This window comes from Polaromonas sp. P3_B1 (genome assembly GCF_056402935.1).
Map to the genome: position 1 here is coordinate 128,835 of NZ_JBFUGK010000007.1, position 19,891 is coordinate 148,725.

Consider the following 19,891-nt stretch of genomic DNA (forward strand, 5'->3'; position numbering starts at 1 on the left):
CGTTTCGTTGTGTCAGTTATCGATGTGGTGTCCGGCCCGGGTTCAGGGCCGGTCCAGTGCGGTGTGGACGCTGCCGCCGCGCAGGCCGACCTCGCCCAGACCCGGAAAGCGGACCTGAACATCGGCATCCTTCGGGCTGGGGATCGCGCCTACCCAGGAGCCCGTGGTGACTACCGTGTTCGCTGCAACCGTGCGTCCGCCGCGCGTGGCGTGGCGCAGCCAGATCGGCATCAACCACAGTGGATCGCCCAAGGAATAGGCGCCCGTGTTGGCGATGATCGGAGCCCCGCCGAAGCGAACTTCGCAGCGCTGACTAGCCCAGTCGTGCGCCCGCCAGGGCTTCCATTCGCCCAGAATCAGCGCGCCATGCGAGCCCTGGTCGGCCAGCCGCAAGGCGGCCGGTGCCTGCAGCCCTTCATCCCAGCGCGAATCTGCGATCTCGATGGCGACGGCCATTGCATTCACCAGGGCAGGACCATCGGCGTGACCCAGGCGCTGTGCGCGCTCGGGCGTCACATCTTCTGCAAGGCGCAACACGATCTCTGCTTCCACAGCGGGGGTATGGAAGGAAAAATCTGCCAGCGACTCTCCAGCCACCCGCACGCCTGCAGACGGCAGGGCCGCATGGCTGAGCACGGAGTCGCGGGACGCCCCGCCCGACTTCCAGTAGCGCGGCCCGCCATCGGCAAACCAGCCGAGCGCCTGGGCCACGGCGTCCTGGACGGCATAGGCCTCGTCGTCGGTGCTCAGCGCGGCCCGCAAGGGCTCGGTCGGGGCCGTTTGGCCGAAACGGCGCGCCGCGACCAGAGCGGCTACGACTTCTTGCGCGGCCGTGGGCAGGGTTGGAGAGGAATGCGCGTTCATGACTTAGGCCAGAGCACGTTGTTCAGTGGCCGGCCGTCCAGCCAACGCTGAATGTTGTCGGCCATGGTCTCCTGGCGCCGGCGCACGGTGCCCGAGGTCCAGCCCGACATGTGCGGGGTCATGAGCAGATTCGGCAGCGACGCGAAATCCAGGCGCGACGGCGTGCACTCGGCTTGGTCGGGCGTCGGATAGCTGTACCAGGTGTCGATGATGGCGCCGCCGATGCGGCGCTGGGCCAGGGCGTCGTATAGCGCCTGCTCGTCGATCACCGGGCCGCGCCCGACGTTCAGGATCAGGGCGTCGGGCCGCATGGCGGCGAAGGCCTCGGCCCCGACGATACCGGTGGTCTGTGCCGTCAAGGGCAGCGAGACCACGATGGCGTCGGCCGATGCCATAAAAGCGGGTAGCTGGTCCAGGGTAAAGGCCTGGTCTACGCGCTCATCGTGGATGGGGCTGCGGTTGGCCACCGTGACCCGCATGCCAAAGGCCTTGGCCCGTGCCAGGATGGCCTGGGAGATATGGCCGAAGCCGAGCAGGCCCAGCGTCTGGGCGCCCAATTCGCTGCGCAGTGCCGTCGGTCGGCCGGCCCAGTAGGTCCAGCGCCGCTGGCGCAGATCGGCATCGGCCTGCGCCAGCGGCACATGGCGCTGCAGCAAGGCGGCCATCACGTATTCGGCGATGGCGTGCTCGTGGCCGAAGCAGTTGCACAGCACGGTGCCGTGCGGCAGCAGCGCCGTGTCGATGGCATCCGTGCCTGCAGAAGGCGCGTGGAACAGGCCTGCTTGCCTCGGTACCGGCATCTCACGGTTCAGCTTGATGCCGACGATGACGTCAGCGCTCTCGTAGTGTTCGCGCTCGCCGGGGCCGGCCAGCGTGTCGCTCAGATCGATGATCTGGTGCCGTGGGTCGACCAGGGCCTCGAAACCCTGGCGAAAATTAGCGGCGTTCTCGCCGTGGAATACGATCTTGATAGTTTTCATGAGCTGTCGTGGTGTCCTGGGTAAAGGAATCGTCATCGTCATTGCAGCGCCGGCACGCGGATGCGCTGGCCGTCGCGCTCGAACAGCACGGCCTCGCCGAGGTCTAGCGACAACTGCACGGGCTGGCCGGTGCGCAGATCGCTGTAGCCTTGGACCACGACCATCACGTCGTCGCCGCTCTGGCCGTCCTCGCTGTGGGCGGTGTTGGCATGGTCGAGCTTGATGCTGACGATGGACTCGGCTCCCACGTGCTCGACCAGGGCCACCTGGCCCGCCAGCACGCCGTTGCCCAGGCCCAGCGCCTGCGGACGGATGCCGAGCAGCACATCGCGTGGTGCGTGTTGCCCCAGCGCCGCCAGATGCTCGGGCAGGGGCAGCACCGTCTTGCCGATGATCAGACCGCGCGGCTCGATGCGCGCCTCGATCAGGTTCATGGGCGGTGTGCCGATGAAGCGGGCCACAAAGGTGTTCGCCGGATCGGTGTAGATCTCGCGCGGCGTGCCGAACTGCTGCACCTCGCCGTCGCGCATCAGCGCGATGCGGGTGCCCATGGTCATCGCCTCGATCTGGTCGTGTGTCACGTAGACGAAGGTGCCCCCGACTTCACGGTGCAGCTTGATGATTTCGGCGCGCATTGAGGTGCGCAGCTTGGCGTCGAGATTGGACAGCGGCTCGTCCATCAGGAACACATCGGGCTGGCGCACCATGGCCCGGCCCAGCGCCACGCGCTGGCGCTGGCCGCCCGACAGCGTGCGTGGGTAGCGGTCGAGCATTTCAGTGAGCGCCAGTGTCTTGGCCGTGCGGTCGACCAGGTCGCGCACCGCCGGCGTCTGCTCGATGCGCCGCTTGGCGATGCCTCCAATGAGGGGCAGATGAAACCACCAGCGGTGCTCGCGCATGATCAGCGGGAAGGTGATGTTGCGCCGCACTGTCATGTGCGGGTACAGCGCATACGACTGGAACACAAAGGCCATGTCGCGGGCGCTGGGCGGCAAGGTATCGACACGGCGCGCACCGACGTGGACTTCGCCGCTCGTGACCTGCTCGAGGCCGGCCAGCATGCGCAGCAGGGTGGACTTGCCGCAGCCCGAAGGGCCGAGCAACACGACGAATTCGCGGTCGGCGACGTCGAATGTGATCTGATTCGCGGCCTTTTTTCCGCCGAAGATCTTGGTGACGCCCTTGAGGGAGATGGATGCCATGGTGAATGTCCTTAGCCCTTGACGCTGCCGGCGGTCATGCCGGAGACGACGTAGCGCTGCACGAAAAGATAGAAGATGACGGCGGGCAGGGTGTACATCAGCCCGATGGCCATCACGGTATGCATGGGCGTGTTCAGCTCGCCCACGAAGCCGGCCAGGCCGACCGAGGCGGTCTGTAGCCCCTGGTCACTGATCAGGGTCTGGGCGAACACGTATTCGTTCCAGCCATGGAAGAAGGCGATCACGGCAGCGGCGGCCAGGCTGGGCGCCACCAGCGGCAGCACCATGGTCAGCACAATGCCCAGGCGCGAGCAGCCGTCGATGCCGGCGGCTTCCTCGATATCGATGGGCACGCCGTCGACCGCCCCCTTGAGGATCAGCGTGATCACCGGCACCGTGAATGCCGTGTTGGCCAGGATCAGGCCGGTCAGGCTGTTCAGCAAACCCAACTGGCCAAAGATCGCGTACAAAGGCACGACCAGCATGGCTTCGGGCAGCATCTGCGTAACGAACAGCGCCACCCCCAGGATGGCGACCGCCCGCATGCGGTAGCGCGACAGCACATAGGCCGGAAAAATGGCCAGTACGATGCTGAGCGCGGCCGTGCCGAAGGCGACGATGGCGCTGTTCTTCAGCCAGGTGGCGACGGCGGTGGCGCTGAAGGCGTGGCCGTAGATCGCCGCTTGCGACCAGTCGGGCAGCAGGTGCGGCTTGGGTGCAAACAGGTCCGGCGACGAGGTCAGCGAGGTCACCAGCATCCAGTAAATCGGGAACGCGGCCACGCCCAGCAGCGCCAGCACCAAGATCATGCGCAGCGCGTGGCTCCAGGACAGCGTGCGGCTCATCGCTGCCCCTTGGCGCGCTCGACGCGCTGTGTGTAACGGAAATAGACGATGGTGATGAGCAGCGCAATCGACAGGCCCACCATGCCGACGGCGGCGCCCTGACCCAGATCGCGGTACACAAAGGCCCGGCGGTACAGCTCGATCACCATGGTGTTGGTCGAACCGATCGGGCCGCCCTGGGTCATGAGCCAGATCAGGTCGAAGCGGCGCAGGGACCAGATGGTCAGGAACAGCGCGAGCAGCGCCACCGAAGGCTGGATGGTCGGCCAGACTACGGCGCGAAACACGCTCAGCCGGTCCGCGCCGTCAATCACCGCGGCCTCGCGCAGTTCCGAGGACACCCCCTGCAAGGCGGCCAGGATGACGACCGAGGCGAACGGGAAGATCTGCCAGATGGTCGTCAGCAACACCGCGGGCAAGGCCAACGCCGGACTGTCGAGCCAGCTCTCCAGGCTGACCGGCCCGCCGAGCGCGCCCAGCAGATGGTTGAAGATGCCGTACTGACCGTTGTAGATCCAGATGAAGATCAGCGCCACGGCCACTGGCGGTGCGGCCCACGGAATCGTCACCAGCGCCCGCGCCAGCCCCCGCCCGCGGAACGGCGCGTTAAGCAGCAGAGCGGCCCCCAGGCCCAGGCCAATCGCCACCACCACGCACACCACGGTGTAGATGGCGGTGATCAGAAAAACCTGGCGGAACTCCTCCTGCGTTACCAGATCGATGTAGTTCCGCAGCCCGACATAGGTATGCCGGCCAGGAGACAGCAGCGCGGTAGACGTGAAGCTCAGATAGAACTCCTGCACCAGGGGATAACCCTGGAACAGCAGCAGATACAAGGCTACCGGTGCGGCGAACCAGTAGGGCGTCCAGTCGCGCTTTGTCCTCGGTGGCGGCGCGGCGCCGGCCGGAGATGTTGCAGCATGCATGGGAAAGGTCTGCGGTGGGCTGGCTTACTTGCGCAGTACGCGCGACAAGGCCGTACGCTGGGCGTCGTCCATCGCCTTCTTGGGGTCCATGCCACCTTGCAGCACCTTGAGCACCTGCTCCAGCACGATCTGCTGGATCTCCGGCGTCTTGACCTCCAGGCCCTGCACCAGCTGCGGCACGCTGTTCACGGCCTGGTCGTCATAGACCTTTAGCCAGGGCCGCTTGGCCATCATCTCCGGGCTGCGCTCAATCACCGTGGCCACATTGCTCGCACCCAGCAATTCCTGCAAGTCCTTCTGATTCTCGGGCTGCAAGGTCCACTTGATAAAGGCTTCGGCCGCTGCTTTGTGCTTGGTGTTGGCATTGATGGTCAGCGCCGTCAACACCATGCCCTGGGCCCGCGTCGGGAATGGCGACGGCGCGGCGGCGAACGCCAATTCGGGTGCCTGCTGGCTGAAGATGCCGGCCACACCGCCGTTGTCGACCTCCATCGCCACCTTGCGCTCCCAGAACATACGACGGTAGGTTGCGGCGTCCGCCCCCTTGGGAATCACGCCGGCGTCGTAGATCTTCTTGTAGGCGGCGACGCCCTCAACCACCTTGGGATCGTTCAGGGTCAGATTGCCTTTCGCGTCGCTCCAGCGGCCACCGAAGCCGTAGACGAAGTTGCACAGGTCCTGCCAGAAGCCGTTGCCCTCAGCCATGGTGGCGCGGTACGCGTAGCCATAGACACCGTTGCCGGTGGCCGCCTTGGCGCTGGCCAGAAATTCGTCGAAGTTCGCCGGCGGCTTGCCGCCCTTGAGCAAGGCCGGGTTGTACAGCAGCACGTAGTTGCTGAGCTCGAACGGCACGCCATAGCGCTTGCCGCCCACCATCATGTATTTGTCGGGCTCCGTGAACCTGTAGTTGCCGCCCTTGAGCAGATCGTCCAGCGGCAGGATGCTCTTGCTGTTCACGGCTGCGTAGTAATCGATCGCGTCCATGCGCACGAGATCGGGCCCCGCGCCGCCGCCCATTTGCGTGAAAACTGTCTTGGCAAAGCTCCCGAAAGGAATGGCTATGGGTTGGATTTCGGCGGTAGCCTGGCTCTTGTTGAACTTCTCAACCCAGGCCTTGAGACGCTCGCCGCGGCCGGCCTCGCTGAACGTGACAGCCGCAAAGGTCAACGTCTCCTTCGTTTGAGCACCGGCAGCCACCGGCATGCCACCTATGACGAGAGCGCCCGCAAGCGCCACCACACCAGCTGAAAGGCTTGACAGTTTTTTCATGCATGTCTCCATAAATGCGGACACGTCGGACCGCGAGTGTTGTTGGAAGTGGCGCACGGTTTCCGTGGCCGATTAGCAAGGCACAAACGAAGAATACTGTGATATTTCACAAAGATTCTCGTGGTTTACCCGAATAATTATTGGAGCTCTTCCTTTTTTCGGCACGCCTCCGCCAGCCTAGAAAATGAAGGAAAAATCCCTGCGCCACTCATGGAATATCAGGGTATGCTTTCCTTTCCATGAGGTGTGCGATAGATGCACGAATGGACCCCATGTATTTGAAAGAGCACTATGGCTTCGCCCTCCCGCCCTCGTCCCCAACTGGTTGCAGCCAATGCCCCTGCGGAGGAGGCGCCTCGCCGTCGCAGTCAGGTCAACCTTTCCGACCAGGCTTACGAGCGGATCGAAGAATTGCTGATCTGCTGCGAACTCCGGCCCGGCCGATTCCTGGCAACTCATGATCTCCAGGCGCTCGTGGGATTTGGCCGCACGCCGGTTCACCAAGCCGTCAGCCGACTGGCGGCTGACACGCTGCTCATCGTTACGCCGCGCCACGGCATCCAGATCGCCCCGATCGACCTGACCCGGGAACGGGTGCTGCTGCGCCTGCGGCGCGATATCGAACGCTTTGTCATCCGGCTGGCCACAGAACGCTCGGGGGCCTCCCAGCGCAACCAGATGCTGCATATCCGCCGCCAGCTGGTTGAGCACGGCGGCGAGATGACAATCGAGCAATTCAACGTGATCGACAGGCGCATCGACCAGCTTTTCCTGGCGGCGGCCAATGAGCCCTTCGTCGAAAGCACTTTGCGGCCCCTGCACACCATCTTCCGGCGCATCGGCTGGATCTATCACATGCAAACGGCCCACAGCGTCAAGCTGCAACGCACCGTAGACGGCCATATCGCCGTGATCGATGCCGTTGCCAAAGGGCAGGTGGACACCGCGATTGCAGCGTCAGACGACCTCATGGACTTCGTCGAGAGCATGTTTGACGTCCTGGAGCGCGAGGTTGCCCCAACGTTGCTCGACTGCAGCCTGGATTCTTTCGATGACACTTTCTTGCGCTCGCCACTTTCGCGAAATGGGCGTCCATCGTGATGAATTCCGCTGAAGTCGTAAACACGCCCAACTGTGCACTGAGGGGATGCTGCTAAGTTAATGGAGAACGCCAAGGAACGTCCGCCGCAGGATATTAGTCACGTGAGGCCGACGATTATCTGGCGCTGATACGCTAGCAAGGCTTCGACTTCGGCCGAGCCAGGATAAATAAGCCACAGCACGAGTAACTCTGTTTGTTCGTCGCTGTTATTCAACAATTTGTCAACATTGTGTCCGACAAATTGTTAATTACCACGTCATGAAAGGAGCACCAAGACCGACAAGGTCACGGTAATTTTCCTTTGAAATCATCAAGTTAGGCTCTTTATCAACATTTTTTGAGGGCTGGCACGGTTGGTGCGATTGGAGATGGGTCTACCACCCAACCTACTGAACCAACATGACAATCGCCACACCCGCCCGTGCAGCTGAAGCAAGCCAATCGTCTATCAAAACGTATCTGCGTGCCATCGACCGCATTGGCCTGGAAGCTTTCGCAGAACGAGGCCGCAACAACCCCGCCTCCCGCGGCACCAACAAGGTTCACACCGTCGTCGACGGAAAGTTCCGCACCCTGAGCTACGTCGGCGACCACACGCCTGTCGTCGTGGACGAGCCGCCTCACCTCTTCGGCCAAGACACCGCGCCGGCACCCGGCGAAATCGTTCTGTCCGGCCTGGGTGGTTGCCTGAGCGTCGGCATCACTGCTGTCGCCACCCATCGCAACGTCAAGCTAACCAAGCTGGAAGTCTTCCTTGAAGGCGACATCGGCAACCCGGCAGCCTGGGGTGCCGGTGGCGCCCAGATGCAACCAGCCGAAATGGGCTTCCAACAAATCCGCGTCAAAGTCCTCATCGAAGGTGACGCCCCTCGCGAAGTCCTGGAAGAAATCGTCAGGCACGCGAACCTCTATTCGCCGGTCGCCAACACGATGCGCAATCCCGTCCCTTTCGCCATCGACCTGGTCTAAGCAGCAAGTCTGGAACCCATCATGTCAGCGGTACTTCAGACGGCAGAGGCGAACACCGATACCGGTGCTCGCCGCGCGACGATGCTCGAGGCCGTGCGTGCGATAGCGAACGGCCCGCTAGCGGCGATGGTCGAAGAAATCGACCGGGCCGGCACTTATCCGGAGGCCATCATGCGTGCATTGGGCAAGACTGGCGCCTACCGCGCTCAGACCTCGCTTGATGGCAACCCGGACTTTGTGGCGGCGATCCAGGCCATCAGAGAGGTTTCGCGCGTCTGCGGCGCTACCGGATTCATGGTGTGGTGTCAGGCTGCCTGCACGCTCTACATGGAGCAAAGCGGCAACCCCGCGCTCGCCGGCGAAGTGTTACTGCGTCATGTTGATGGTGACGAGTTGGGTGGCACGGCATTGAGCAATCCCATGAAGGCCATGACCGGCATCGAACAGATGCTGCTCAAGGCAGAAAGGGTGGGTTGCGGATACGTCGTCAATGGAACTCTTCCCTGGGTAAGCAACCTGGGCAAGGATCATTACTTCGGCGCCGCCGCCACTGTGGCCGGAGAGGACGGCATGTCCCATGAGGTCATGTTCATGGTGCCCTGCAACGATTCCGCTATCGAGCTGCGCGAATGCCCGTCGTTTGCCGGCATGGAAGGCACCGGCACCTGGGGTGTTCGTTTTACGGACTTCATCGTCAGCGCCGACCGCGTTATCGCCGATCCCGTGCGTCCTTTCCTCGACAAGGTTCGCGCAAGCTTCATCCTGCTGCAGGTTGGCATGGGCCTGGGTGTTGCCCAAGGCGCGATAGACACCATGTGGGATGTCGAGCAGCAGCTCGGACATGTGAACCAATTTCTCGAAGACCGTCCCTCGGACCTGCAGACCGAACTACATGCATTGACGGAGCGGACTTTCACACTTGCACGCATGATCAACGAGGGCGCCAAGCCGCCGTTGCTGGATGTTCTTGATGTGCGCGCCCATGCTTCCGAACTGGCACTTCGCTCCGCACAGTCCGCACTGCTGCACCAAGGCGCCCGCGGCTACCTTTTGTCGTCACCGGTGCAGCGCCGTGTCCGCGAATCGCATTTTGTGGCCATCGTGACACCTGCGCTCAAGCATCTCCGTCGGGAGATGGCCAAGCTCAGCAGCCCGGTGATGCCATCATGAGCACGCGGGTCTCCTTGCAGGAAACGATGGACGAAGCAGTCGTCGCCTTCCGGCAATACATCTGCCGTGCCTGTGGATTCATTTACGACGAGGCTGAAGGCGACCCTGACAGCGGTCTGGCTGCCGGCACCAGGTATGAAGACATTCCCGACGACTGGGAGTGCCCCCTGTGCGGTGTCACCAAATCCGATTTCGAGCTTTACGTGGTGCAAGCCCGAGTCGAGCAATGTGCGTCGCAAGCAGTCGTCAGCCCTCGCGGAGATTCGGGTGTCGTGATTGTCGGCGCCGGCAGCGCCGGCTGGCAAATGGCGCGTGCATTAAGGGAGAAAGACGCCGGAATTCCGATCACACTGGTCACCAGCTGCAGCGGCGACAGGTACGACAAACCCCTGCTCTCAGTTGCGCTTGCGAAGGCGATCGGTCTTCCTGCGCTGGTCAAGGAAACAGGAACCCAGGCCGCCACGCGACTGAATGTCCGGCTGATGGCAGAAACCCATGCAGTCAGTGTGTGTGCTGGAGCGAACGCTCTTCGGACCACCCGTGGAACCGTCAAGTACCGTCACCTGGTGCTCGCCCACGGGGCGATTCCAAGGCCGGATCCAAACTTGCCGCCCGACATCTGCTGGGCGATCAACGATCTGCGCTGCTACGCCAAATTTCGGAAAGCCATCGCTGCATCCGGCAGGCCCCAGCGAATTGTTGTGGCCGGCGCAGGCCTGGTGGGCTCTGAGTTAGCCAACGACCTGGCCATGGCTGGACATGATCTCGTGCTGATCGACATTGCCGACAGGCCGCTGGCCAATCTTCTGTCTGCAAGTTCATCCCAGGAGTTACTCAGGGCTTGGGAAACATTGTCCATCCGGTTTATCGGTGGCACGCGGGTCAAGTCGGTTGCGAAGGCTGCCAGCCGTGTGGCGGTGGTGACGGAAAGCGGCCTCGCCATTGAATGCGACCATGTGCTTGCGGCGACCGGGCTCCAAACACCGAACCGCCTGGCGCAGAGCGCTGGACTGGGCTGGAACAACGGTATAGCGGTTCAGCCAGACGATCTGCGCACCGGCATTGCGAACATCCACGCATTGGGTGATTGCATCAGCATCAACGGGCAGGCCATGCGCTACATCGAGCCGATCGCAAGCCAAGCCAAGGTTATCGCAGCCAACCTTATAGGTGACGAACCGCTTTTTTACACACACGCCCGTCCGGTCGTCCGGGTCAAGACCGCGTCGCGCGGCTTCACCGTCTGATCTCCCCATCCATCCGAATTCCGACCCACCCTGCCGAAAGCCCCCATGCGCTATTTCGATCCGTACGACGCCGACAAACCGCTTGTCATGAACTGCGCTTGTGGTCGCCATTCGTCTCACGATGAACACGAAGCCGCCAGCTCTGCTCTTGCAGCGAAAGAGTTGATCCGTCGCAGCCAGACTTCAACCTTCGAGGACTATTCCAACCAGTTCATCGAAGCAAGCCTCGTCAAGGCAATCTTTCCGCAAGATGTCGTGCGGCGACGATTCCTGCGCGCTGTCGGAAAAGGCGCCGCCATGGGAGCAATTTCCAGCCTGTTGCCGGTCGCCAGCCTCCAGGCAATGGCCCAGGAGCGTGGCGCAATCGAGAGGAAAAACCTGAAGATCGGGTTCATCCCGATCACCTGTGCCACGCCGCTCATCATGGCCGAGCCTCTCGGCTTCTACAGCAAGCAGGGCCTGGAAGTCTCCCTGGTCAAAACCGCCGGCTGGGCGCTGGTGCGCGACAAGATGCTCAACCGCGAGTACGACGCCTCGCACTTCCTTTCGCCCATGCCCCTGGCCATCTCGATGGGTTTGGGTTCGACCGTGCAACCGATGAATGTCGCAACAATTCAGAACGTGAACGGTCAGGCCATCACGCTGGCGCTCAAGCACAAGGCAAATCGGGACCCGAAGAACTGGAAAGGCTTCAAGTTCGCGATCCCGTTTGAGTTCTCGATGCACAACTTCCTGCTCCGGTACTACCTCGCCGAAGCAGGCCTCGACCCGGATCGTGACGTGCAGCTGCGCGTTGTGCCGCCGGCAGAAATGGTCGCAAATCTACGTGCCGGCAACATCGACGGGTTCCTGGGCCCGGACCCGTTCAACCAGCGTGCGGTAGTTGAGGAAGTCGGATTCATTCACCTCCTGACACGCGATATCTGGAACGGCCATCCTTGCTGCGCTTTTGGCACGTCGGCGGAGTTCATTCAGAAAAACCCGAATACCTTCGCAGCGCTGTATCGCGCAGTGCTAACGTCAGCCGCCATGGCGCGCGACGCCAAGAATCGCGAACTGATCGCCAAGGTGATCGCGCCTCAAGCGTATCTCAACCAGCCTGAAGCGGTCGTGGCGCAGGTTTTGACCGGCAAGTTTGCCGATGGCCTGGGCAACATCATGAACGTTCCCGCACGCGTGGACTTCGATCCCATGCCTTGGCAGGGGATGGCGGTCTGGATGCTGACCCAGATGAAGCGCTGGGGCTACATCAAGGGCAGCGTTGACTACAAGCAGGTCGCTGAAAAGGTCTTTTTGCTGACCGATGCCAAGAAGACCATGCGCGAATTGGGTCAACAAGCTTCCGACGGCGGTGCTTATCCCAAATACGAAATCATGGGCAAGACCTTCGACCCCGCGAAGGCGCAGGCCTACGCAGACAGCTTCGCCATCAGGAAGGCCTGAGCCATGACGGACCCAAAACAACTTCGACTCCGCGCGGGTGTGCTCTCGGTGATGGTTTTGGTGGTCATCCTGGCCATCTGGCACATCGCGACGCTGCCAATAGCCGCTTCCAAACCCAGCATGACGGCTGAGCAAGTGGAATACGCCAAGCTGATGGGTAAGGACCCGGGGGGCCTCAACCCGGCAGAAACGAAGTCGTCATTCCCGACGCTGGCTCAAATGGGCTCAACGATTGCCAGGCAGCTGTCGAATCCCTTCTACGACAACGGCCCCAACGACAAAGGAATCGGCATTCAGATCGCCTACTCCCTCGGTAGGGTCGCGTTGGGCTTCAGCCTGGCAGCGCTGTTTGCCATTCCCTTGGGCTTTCTCATCGGTATGAGCCCGTTGGCGTATCGAGCGCTTGACCCTTTCATCCAAGTGCTCAAGCCGATCTCGCCTTTGGCCTGGATGCCCATCGCGCTCTACACCATCAAGGACTCATCCATCTCCGGAATCTTCGTGATCTTCGTCTGCTCGATCTGGCCCATGCTGACCAACACGGCCTTCGCGGTCGCGGGGGTTCGCCGCGAGTGGCTCAACGTGGCCCGCACCCTCGAGGTGAGGCCGATGCGCAAGGCGCTGCAAGTCATCTTGCCCGCGGCGGCCCCGACGATCTTGACGGGCATGCGCATCAGCATGGGCATTGCCTGGCTGGTCATCGTTGCCGCAGAGATGCTGGTCGGCGGTACCGGCATCGGTTACTTCGTCTGGAACGAGTGGAACAACCTTTCGCTCACCAACGTGATCTTTGCAATCCTCGCTATCGGTGTTGTGGGCATGGCCCTCGACATGGCTTTTGCCAAAGCACAGAAGGCGGTGACCTATGCGGACTAAAGAAACCAACGCCAAGAAGGCCTCTGTCTTGCTGAAGGTGGAAGGCCTGACCAAGTCCTACGTCGCCGGAGCGGAGCCTGTCTTCGACAGCGTCAACTTCGAGCTGGCCGAGGGCGAGTTCGCCTGCATCATCGGCCACTCGGGCTGCGGCAAAACCACCATTTTGAACGTCTTGGCGGGCCTGGAAACAGCCAGCGGCGGCGTGGTCATCATGAACGGCCGCGAAATCTCCGGGCCGAGCCTTGATCGCGGCGTGGTTTTCCAAGGCCACGCCCTAATGCCCTGGCTGACCGTGCGTAAGAACATCGCGTTTGCTGTGCGAAGCAAGTGGCCGGGTTGGAACGCGGCGCAGGTCAAGGAGCACGTCGAGAAGTACGTGGACCTCGTCGGGCTGAACCATGCAATTGACAAAAAGCCCTCGGCCCTGTCCGGCGGCATGAAGCAGCGGGTCGGCATCGCCCGTGCCTTCGCCATCCAGCCCAAGATGTTGCTGTTGGACGAACCCTTCGGCGCACTTGACGCCTTGACACGCGGCACCATCCAGGACGAACTTCTGCGGATCTGCCGCGAAGCCAACCAGACCGTCTTCATGATCACACATGATGTGGACGAAGCGATCCTGTTGGCCGACAAGATCCTGTTGATGAGCAACGGTCCGCAGGCCCGTGTTGCTGAAATCGTGGTTAACACGATGCCCGTCGACCGCCAGCGCGCGACGCTGCACCATGTTCCGCAGTACTACAGCATCCGCAACCACTTGATGGACTTCCTTGTGGCTCGCTCGAAGGACCTTTCCCATGGTCGTGCGCCGGCCAAACCCCCTTTTGTGCATCCTGGCCTGAACGCCATTGACGCCAGCGAGCAGCCCGTCGAAGACGATGCCGCGGTGGCACCGGTCCGGTTGCAGCGCGTGGTCTAACTCCCCACCCCCCGTTTTTCATCCCTCCATCACAGGAATACTCATGAGCCGTTACGAAGTCACCGAAAAAATCATCGCCGCCAAGGTTTCCAAAGAACTGAAGTGGGCCGAAGTAGCCGCCAAGGTCGGCCTCAGCAAAGAATGGGTCGCCTCCGCCTGCCTGGGACAGATGACGCTGAGCAAACCTCAGGCCGCCATCCTGGCCGAGATCTTCGATCTGACCGAGGAAGACGCCAAGTGGTTGACCGTGACTCCCTACAAGGGCTCGCTGCCAACCTCGGTGCCAACCGACCCGCTCATTTACCGCTTCTACGAGATGGTGAACGTCTACGGAACAACCTTCAAGGCGCTCATCCATGAAGAATTCGGCGACGGGATCATGAGCGCCATCGACTTCAAGATGGACCTGCAGCGAGAGAACGACCCGAACGGCGATCGCGTCCGCATCGTCATGAGCGGCAAGTTCCTGCCCTACAAGCAGTACTGATACACCACCCCGACAGCATTGCGCCAGAACATCGCGCCCGTTTTTTTCATGATGCTGACCCTTGTTTACGGTGCCGCAGTCGGTCTCGTACTCGGCTTCACGGGTGCAGGTGGCGGCATCCTTGCAGTCCCTGCTTTGGTTTTGGGGATGGGCTGGCTGCCACAAGCCGCCACACCGGTCGCATTGTTGGCCGTTGGATGCTCTGCAGCGCTGGGTGCTTTCGATGGGCTGCGCAAGGGTCTCGTTCGATGGCGCGCCGCGCTGCTGATGGCGTCACTCGGCATCTGCTTTTCTCCCGTCGGCGTCTGGATTGCCCATGCCCTGCCCCAGCCGGTGCTCATGACGCTGTTTGCGGCTGCCATGTTCTTTGCCGCCGCGCGCCTGCTGCGGCAGGACGTACGGAGTGCTTCCGCTAGTGGCGACCTTCCAGCAGAGGTGATCTCGGCCGCAGAGAAGAATTGTGTTCTCGATCCGTCTACAGGGCGTCTGCGCTGGACCTCTCGATGTACTGCGACGCTGTGCTGCATCGGGTCGTGCTCGGGGTTGCTCACCGGAATGCTGGGAGTCGGAGGGGGATTTCTCATCGTTCCAGCCTTCCGCCAATGGACTGACATTCGCATGCACGGCATCGTTGCAACCTCCCTTTTTATCATCGCTTTAGTGTCTGTAGGCGCGACTGCCAGCGCCCTTCACGCTGGAGCTCAAGTTGGTTCTGCAGGTCTTGCCTTCATCTTGGCGGCGATGACCGGGATGCTTGCAGGCAGGCAGTTGGAGCCTCGGGTGCGCAGCAAGACTCTGCAGACCGGCTTCGCCTCCCTCTGCATCGCGGTGGCCGTGGCGCTGCTCTATCGAACCTGGTTTGCTTAAGGCGCCCTTGCTCCATGACCTTGCCCGCCTCACCTCGAGTTGAAGCCTTTTTCGACACCGACTCATCCACATTTACCTACGTTCTGTACTCAGGAGATGGAAGCGACTGCGCGATCATCGATTCGGTACTGAACTTCGATCCCAAGGCTTCCCGAACGCACACGACGTCGGCAGAATCGGTCATCGCATTCGTGCGTTCACATCAACTGCGCGTGCAATGGTTGCTCGAGACACATGTACATGCGGATCACTTTTCCGCCGCGTCTTATCTGCAGCAGATCCTTGGCGGCACGATCGCTGCAGGCTCCGGCATTCTCAAAGTCCACAACGCGTTTCAGAAGATTTTTCACCTCGCACCGGAGGTCAGGCTCGATGGCTACCAGTTCGGCCATTTGTTTGAACCGGACGAGCAGTTCTCCGTCGGTCCGTTGAGGTTGCATGCCATGCACGTGCCCGGGCACACGCCGGCCGATGTAGCCTACGCTGTTGATGGCGCAGCAGACGAGCCCACCCTCGCTTTCATTGGGGACACGCTTTTCATGCCGGATGTCGGCAGCGCCAGGTGTGACTTTCCCGGGGGCAGCGCGCGCACCCTTTTTTACTCGGCACGGCGGCTACTGCAATTGCCTCCCGGGACCTTGCTCCTGTTGTGCCATGACTACCCGCCCGACGGGCGACTACCCTGCTTCGAAACAACAGTGGCGCAGCAGCGCGCGGCAAACATCCATTTGCGCGACTCCATCACCGAGGAAGAATTCGTCGAGATGCGGCAGCGCCGGGATGCAACTCTCAGCATGCCTGCGCTGATCTTGCCCGCGATCCAGGTGAACATCCGGGCGGGTGAGCTTCCGCCGCCCGAGGCGAATGGCGTCAGATACCTGAAAATACCTTTGAACGTTCTGTAGCGGTATCAGCATCTTCGATGCTTGGTACTATGTTGTCAAAAGCCCGCCACGTACGACGCCGCATATCCCCAGCTGGACAAGAATGGTAAAAGCACCTGAAAACCGGCACGCCGGCACAACTCGAAACGAACCAACCTGGCGTGAACAGGAACACCTTCTGCTCGGTGAAGTCATGCGCCTGGTTGGCAAGAGCCTGGCACCACACGTGGTTTTCAGGGAGATGTTGCACCTCATGTCCGAGCTCCTCGGCTTGAACCGGGGGCGCGTCGTATTGCTGAATTCCCTGAACGAGGCCATCGACCATCCGCCGTCATCGGACGAGGGAGCGTCCATCCGTTTCGCCTACGGCCTGACCAAGGCTGAGATTTCGCGCGGAACCTATGCGGTGGGCGAGGGCATCACAGGAGCGGTCTTGGCTACCGGGCAGCCCGTCATCGTGCAGAATATCGATGCGGACGCACGGTTTTTGGCCAAGTCCGTCAAGCGCGACCAACTCCCGCCTGAAACAGTTGCCTTCATCGCGGTGCCCATTGAGCTCGCCCGCGTCACCGTAGGGGTGCTGGCTGCTCACCGGATACGCCGCAGGAACCGAGCCATCAGTGAGGACGTCGCGGTGATGCGGCTGCTGGCCACCTTGGTGGGGCAAATCCTGCAGTTGCGTCAACTCGTGGCCGCTCAGACGCGTGCACTTGAGAGCAAGAACGAGATGCTGCGCAAGGCATTGGAATCCGCTACGGCCCGGTACGGAATTATTGGACGCTCGCCTGCGTTGCTGCGAGCGCTGGAGGAGCTCGAGCGCGTTTCCCGCGCATCGGCCAGCGTATTGCTCCTGGGTGAGTCCGGCACCGGCAAGGAGCTGTTTGCACGCGCCCTGCATTTGGCCAGCGATCGCCACGATGGCCCTTTCATCAAGGTGAATTGCGCAGCCATCCCGGAGACACTTTTCGAATCGGAACTTTTCGGCCACGAAAAGGGGGCATTCACCGGTGCGTCGACCTCGCGCGCCGGGTGGTTCGAGCAGGCCAATCAAGGGACAATCTTCCTGGACGAGATTGGCGAGATGCCGCTCGCGATGCAGGCAAAGCTGCTTCGCACACTGCAGGAGGGAACCATCATCCGGCTCGGCGCGAAGCGAGAGATTGCGATCAGCGTGCGCGTGGCTGCGGCGACCAATCGGGACTTGTCAGCCGAGGTGGAGCAAGGCAATTTCCGGCAAGACCTGTTCTATCGGTTGAACGTCATCCCGATCCGGCTGCCTTCACTGTCCGAGAGGCGCGAAGACATCCGTCCCTTGGCCCTCCACTTCCTGAACCGGACCAACCAGCAGAATCAGCGAAATGTCCATTTCACGACTCAAGCGCTCGAAGCTCTTGAAGAGCAGCCATGGCATGGCAACATCCGGGAGCTTGCCAACGTCATCGAGCGGACCGTGCTGCTCACAGACCAGTCGACCGTCTCCCGCAAGGAAATTGAAGCCTGGCTACCTGATTCGAAGAAGACGAAACCCGGAGGGCGCGAGAAACCGTCCATCAAATTTACCTCGCCCGCTCACCAGGTCCCTTTGGTGCGGGACTACCTCCAAAGTACCTCACATGGTCCAGAAGAGCTCCAAAAGGCCATGAGTCTTCACGGCGGAAATCAGTCCCGAGCGGCTCAGTCTTTGGGTTTGACGCCAAGGCAGTTCGGTTACCGTTGGAAAAAAATTAGCGATCATTGATGCAGGATCGCGCCTGATGCTGGACTGCATGCGCCGGCTGAATCCACTCAGCACGGAGACGACGAATGGGAGGCCACAATTGTGGCGGCCTACCACCGTCCGAGTGCCTGCGTTTCTGGGTCCTTTCGACGACTCAGGCGCCACACTGGCGGTCTTTCGTAGTCATTCTCTCCACGCCCCCATTCCCGATCGGAATGACTCGCTCGGAATGCTCATTTGCGCGCATCTTCCTGGTGCCCTCTACTCAGTCGCGTGCCTGCGTTACCCACGAGGGAAATTCCGTCACGTAAGATTTTTCCATTCAACTGAAGCGGGCAAGAGATGCAGCAGAGACGACCGATACCTGATCGGATCAGCAGAATCTTCCTCTAAATTCTTATTTTTTGATTGGACGTCGGGAACGATGAGGCTTTGGGGCGTCACTCCATAGCAAAATGATTTCATCAAAGCTGGAACGCACCACTTCAGGGCGAGATAGTGCCCATCCGACGACTGCCCCGCCTTCAAGCGCACTCAACAATACTTTCGCCGCACGCTCTCCATCTGGAGCCTTCGTGAATTCACCTTTGGCCTTGCCGATGTCAACCACTTTCTCCAACCAAGCAAGATGCATATTGAAGAATTGGACAGTCTGGTCACGCATGCTCTTTGGAAGCGTACCAAGTTCTGCCGCAAGCGCAGTACAAAGCGGAAACGAGCCATCCTCAAGGATCTCCGTAAAAAACTCTGCGTAGAAAGCAAGCCGGTCCGCTGCGGTTGGCTGGCAAACGAGAGTGTCGTCCAGCGTGGCTTTGAAGTTTACAAGATAGTCGCTAACGATTGCTACACCGAGATCTTCTTTAGTCGGAAAGTGGTGATGAATGCTCGGCTTTCGGATGCCTGCCTGTTCAACCAAATCGGCGTAGCTGAAATCTGAGTAGCCACGTGTGCGCAGCAGGTGCTCGGCTGCCTCCATGATCTTTGTACGGGTAGTGTTTTCCATGCCCAAATAATACCTTCTGATTGGTAGCTTTGCTGCCTGAGGTTCGGCATGCGCGCCACCGCCTTCTAGTGAAGGTACGCGTTGTACGCTTTCTGCATCATCTCAGCCTAACACCAACACTTTCTACGTGCAGATACGATCAAGCGGTTAGTTTGCATGGAGCTACCTAACCGCTTTGCAGTGCTGCGAAATAAAAAGATGCCTAGCAGAGGCGCGCCGAGACCTTCACCGGATTTGCCAATGTGTCATGGATCGGCGAATTCATTGGCAACTCACGAACCAACTCTTCCAGCTGTTCTCGAGTGGAAGAGCTGCTTTCCAGTTTCACATCGACATTGATACCCTGAGCGCCTTTGCGGATTTTTTCGTCTAGGCCCAGAAAACCATTGAGATTGATATCGAAACTCAGATCGAGTTCAATGCCGTCAAGATCGATGCCCTTTGCGGCTGCCATTGACGCAAGAGTTACCGTATAGCATCCTGCCAACGCTTGCAAAATGTACTCCGCTGGGCTTATACCCGTGTCAGTTCCAAGCAATGAAACAGGCTCGTCGCTTATAGCTGAATATTTTCCGGAACGACTTTGATCAGCTTGTCCGTTTTGAATCAAGGGACCAGTTTCACCCACAAAGACCAAACCCCCCTTTGCCGCGCCGCGAACCTTGAACGTCACGTTACCCAGTTCGGGTTGCTTGCGCACAGCGTTCTGCGTTTCGCGAATGGCCTCGATACTAACGAACGGCTTAGTTACATTTTTCATTTTTTCTCCTGAGAAATCGATTGGATTAAATTGCGTCTTGACTCGCTGGGGGGTTACACCAGAAAATAACTTCTACCTACTAGAAGGCTCATGAATATTCAGCCAAGAAAGTAGTGCTGCTCGTAAACGAGATTGCACCCCGCCCCTAAGACCAAAACACGCTTAGGTTTCATGAGGAGGCACCCCATTACGTGTGCCTAGTACAGATGCTCAATGGCACCAGTCGTCGGTGCAACATGGGCAATTGTCACGACGGCTTGCGAAATGGCACTGGTTGCAATGAGCCCTATTGCAGTGAGAACCAGGCCATAGTGTTGAAATTTCAGATGCGTATCTCCTTACTATTGGTGTGTTGCTTGAG

General features: G+C 60.5%; 19 protein-coding genes. 11 read left to right on the forward strand and 8 right to left on the reverse strand.

All coding sequences use genetic code 11. The features are described 5' to 3' along the window. Positions 1 to 42: 42 nt before the first annotated feature. From AC1DXS_RS06205 to AC1DXS_RS06230, 6 genes are read right to left on the reverse strand one after another with little or no spacing between them, the layout of a single operon-like run. On the reverse strand, positions 43 to 864 hold the full coding sequence (locus AC1DXS_RS06205; RefSeq protein WP_477700055.1) for a 2-keto-4-pentenoate hydratase: 822 nt from the start codon (positions 862 to 864) through the stop codon (positions 43 to 45). Continuing rightward, on the reverse strand, positions 861 to 1,844 hold the full coding sequence (locus tag AC1DXS_RS06210) for a 2-hydroxyacid dehydrogenase (RefSeq protein WP_477673277.1): 984 nt from the start codon (positions 1,842 to 1,844) through the stop codon (positions 861 to 863). Before AC1DXS_RS06210 ends, AC1DXS_RS06205 begins: the two co-directional genes overlap by 4 nt. A gap of 38 nt (positions 1,845 to 1,882) precedes the next feature. Then, the gene (locus AC1DXS_RS06215; protein ID WP_477673276.1) at positions 1,883 to 3,046 is read right to left on the reverse strand and encodes an ABC transporter ATP-binding protein; all 1,164 of its coding nucleotides are present in this window, start codon (positions 3,044 to 3,046) and stop codon (positions 1,883 to 1,885) included. A gap of 11 nt (positions 3,047 to 3,057) precedes the next feature. Beyond that, on the reverse strand, positions 3,058 to 3,891 hold the full coding sequence (locus AC1DXS_RS06220) for a carbohydrate ABC transporter permease (RefSeq protein ID WP_477673275.1): 834 nt from the start codon (positions 3,889 to 3,891) through the stop codon (positions 3,058 to 3,060). Beyond that, positions 3,888 to 4,817, reverse strand: a complete 930-nt coding sequence (locus tag AC1DXS_RS06225) for a carbohydrate ABC transporter permease (RefSeq protein ID WP_477700056.1) — start codon at positions 4,815 to 4,817, stop codon at positions 3,888 to 3,890. The genes AC1DXS_RS06220 and AC1DXS_RS06225 overlap by 4 nt, the downstream gene beginning before the upstream one ends. Positions 4,818 to 4,841: 24 nt before the next feature. After that, the gene (locus AC1DXS_RS06230; protein WP_477700057.1) at positions 4,842 to 6,086 is read right to left on the reverse strand and encodes an extracellular solute-binding protein; all 1,245 of its coding nucleotides are present in this window, start codon (positions 6,084 to 6,086) and stop codon (positions 4,842 to 4,844) included. A gap of 291 nt (positions 6,087 to 6,377) precedes the next feature. On the opposite strand from AC1DXS_RS06230, the gene AC1DXS_RS06235 reads away from it, so the two are divergent. The 11 genes from AC1DXS_RS06235 (at position 6,378) to AC1DXS_RS06285 (ending at position 17,788) form a co-directional block, all read left to right on the forward strand. Next, the gene (locus AC1DXS_RS06235) at positions 6,378 to 7,187 is read left to right on the forward strand and encodes a GntR family transcriptional regulator (RefSeq protein WP_477674539.1); all 810 of its coding nucleotides are present in this window, start codon (positions 6,378 to 6,380) and stop codon (positions 7,185 to 7,187) included. Between the two features lie 400 nt (positions 7,188 to 7,587). Further along, on the forward strand, positions 7,588 to 8,157 hold the full coding sequence (locus tag AC1DXS_RS06240) for an OsmC family protein (protein ID WP_477700058.1): 570 nt from the start codon (positions 7,588 to 7,590) through the stop codon (positions 8,155 to 8,157). Between the two features lie 21 nt (positions 8,158 to 8,178). Further along, the gene (locus tag AC1DXS_RS06245; protein WP_477674116.1) at positions 8,179 to 9,327 is read left to right on the forward strand and encodes an acyl-CoA dehydrogenase family protein; all 1,149 of its coding nucleotides are present in this window, start codon (positions 8,179 to 8,181) and stop codon (positions 9,325 to 9,327) included. Next, on the forward strand, positions 9,324 to 10,574 hold the full coding sequence (locus AC1DXS_RS06250) for an FAD-dependent oxidoreductase (protein WP_477674117.1): 1,251 nt from the start codon (positions 9,324 to 9,326) through the stop codon (positions 10,572 to 10,574). Before AC1DXS_RS06245 ends, AC1DXS_RS06250 begins: the two co-directional genes overlap by 4 nt. 45 nt (positions 10,575 to 10,619) lie before the next feature. Beyond that, positions 10,620 to 12,017 carry a CmpA/NrtA family ABC transporter substrate-binding protein gene (locus AC1DXS_RS06255; protein ID WP_477700059.1) on the forward strand — a complete coding sequence of 466 codons (1,398 nt, stop codon included), beginning with the start codon at positions 10,620 to 10,622 and terminating at the stop codon, positions 12,015 to 12,017. A 3-nt stretch (positions 12,018 to 12,020) separates the two neighbouring features. Continuing rightward, positions 12,021 to 12,893 carry a nitrate ABC transporter permease gene (gene ntrB, locus AC1DXS_RS06260; protein ID WP_477672545.1) on the forward strand — a complete coding sequence of 291 codons (873 nt, stop codon included), beginning with the start codon at positions 12,021 to 12,023 and terminating at the stop codon, positions 12,891 to 12,893. Beyond that, the gene (locus AC1DXS_RS06265) at positions 12,883 to 13,812 is read left to right on the forward strand and encodes an ABC transporter ATP-binding protein (RefSeq protein WP_477700060.1); all 930 of its coding nucleotides are present in this window, start codon (positions 12,883 to 12,885) and stop codon (positions 13,810 to 13,812) included. The genes ntrB and AC1DXS_RS06265 overlap by 11 nt, the downstream gene beginning before the upstream one ends. A gap of 43 nt (positions 13,813 to 13,855) precedes the next feature. Further along, complete coding sequence (gene cynS, locus AC1DXS_RS06270; RefSeq protein WP_477672547.1) at positions 13,856 to 14,299, forward strand: cyanase; 444 nt, start codon at positions 13,856 to 13,858, stop codon at positions 14,297 to 14,299. Between the two features lie 48 nt (positions 14,300 to 14,347). After that, a complete protein-coding gene (locus tag AC1DXS_RS06275; RefSeq protein ID WP_477672552.1) occupies positions 14,348 to 15,166 on the forward strand; it encodes a sulfite exporter TauE/SafE family protein in 819 nt (272 codons plus the stop codon). Between the two features lie 14 nt (positions 15,167 to 15,180). After that, a complete protein-coding gene (locus AC1DXS_RS06280; protein WP_477672548.1) occupies positions 15,181 to 16,071 on the forward strand; it encodes an MBL fold metallo-hydrolase in 891 nt (296 codons plus the stop codon). 82 nt (positions 16,072 to 16,153) lie between these two features. Beyond that, on the forward strand, positions 16,154 to 17,788 hold the full coding sequence (locus AC1DXS_RS06285; protein ID WP_477672549.1) for a sigma-54-dependent Fis family transcriptional regulator: 1,635 nt from the start codon (positions 16,154 to 16,156) through the stop codon (positions 17,786 to 17,788). Between the two features lie 376 nt (positions 17,789 to 18,164). On the opposite strand, the gene AC1DXS_RS06290 is transcribed toward AC1DXS_RS06285, so the two are convergent. Together AC1DXS_RS06290 and AC1DXS_RS06295 are read right to left on the reverse strand one after the other, a co-directional pair. Next, a complete protein-coding gene (locus AC1DXS_RS06290; RefSeq protein ID WP_477672550.1) occupies positions 18,165 to 18,770 on the reverse strand; it encodes a TetR/AcrR family transcriptional regulator in 606 nt (201 codons plus the stop codon). Positions 18,771 to 18,972: 202 nt separating this feature from the next. Further along, positions 18,973 to 19,530, reverse strand: coding sequence for an OsmC family protein (locus AC1DXS_RS06295; protein WP_477672551.1), 558 nt, complete (start codon positions 19,528 to 19,530; stop codon positions 18,973 to 18,975). Between the last annotated feature and the right edge of the window lie 361 nt (positions 19,531 to 19,891).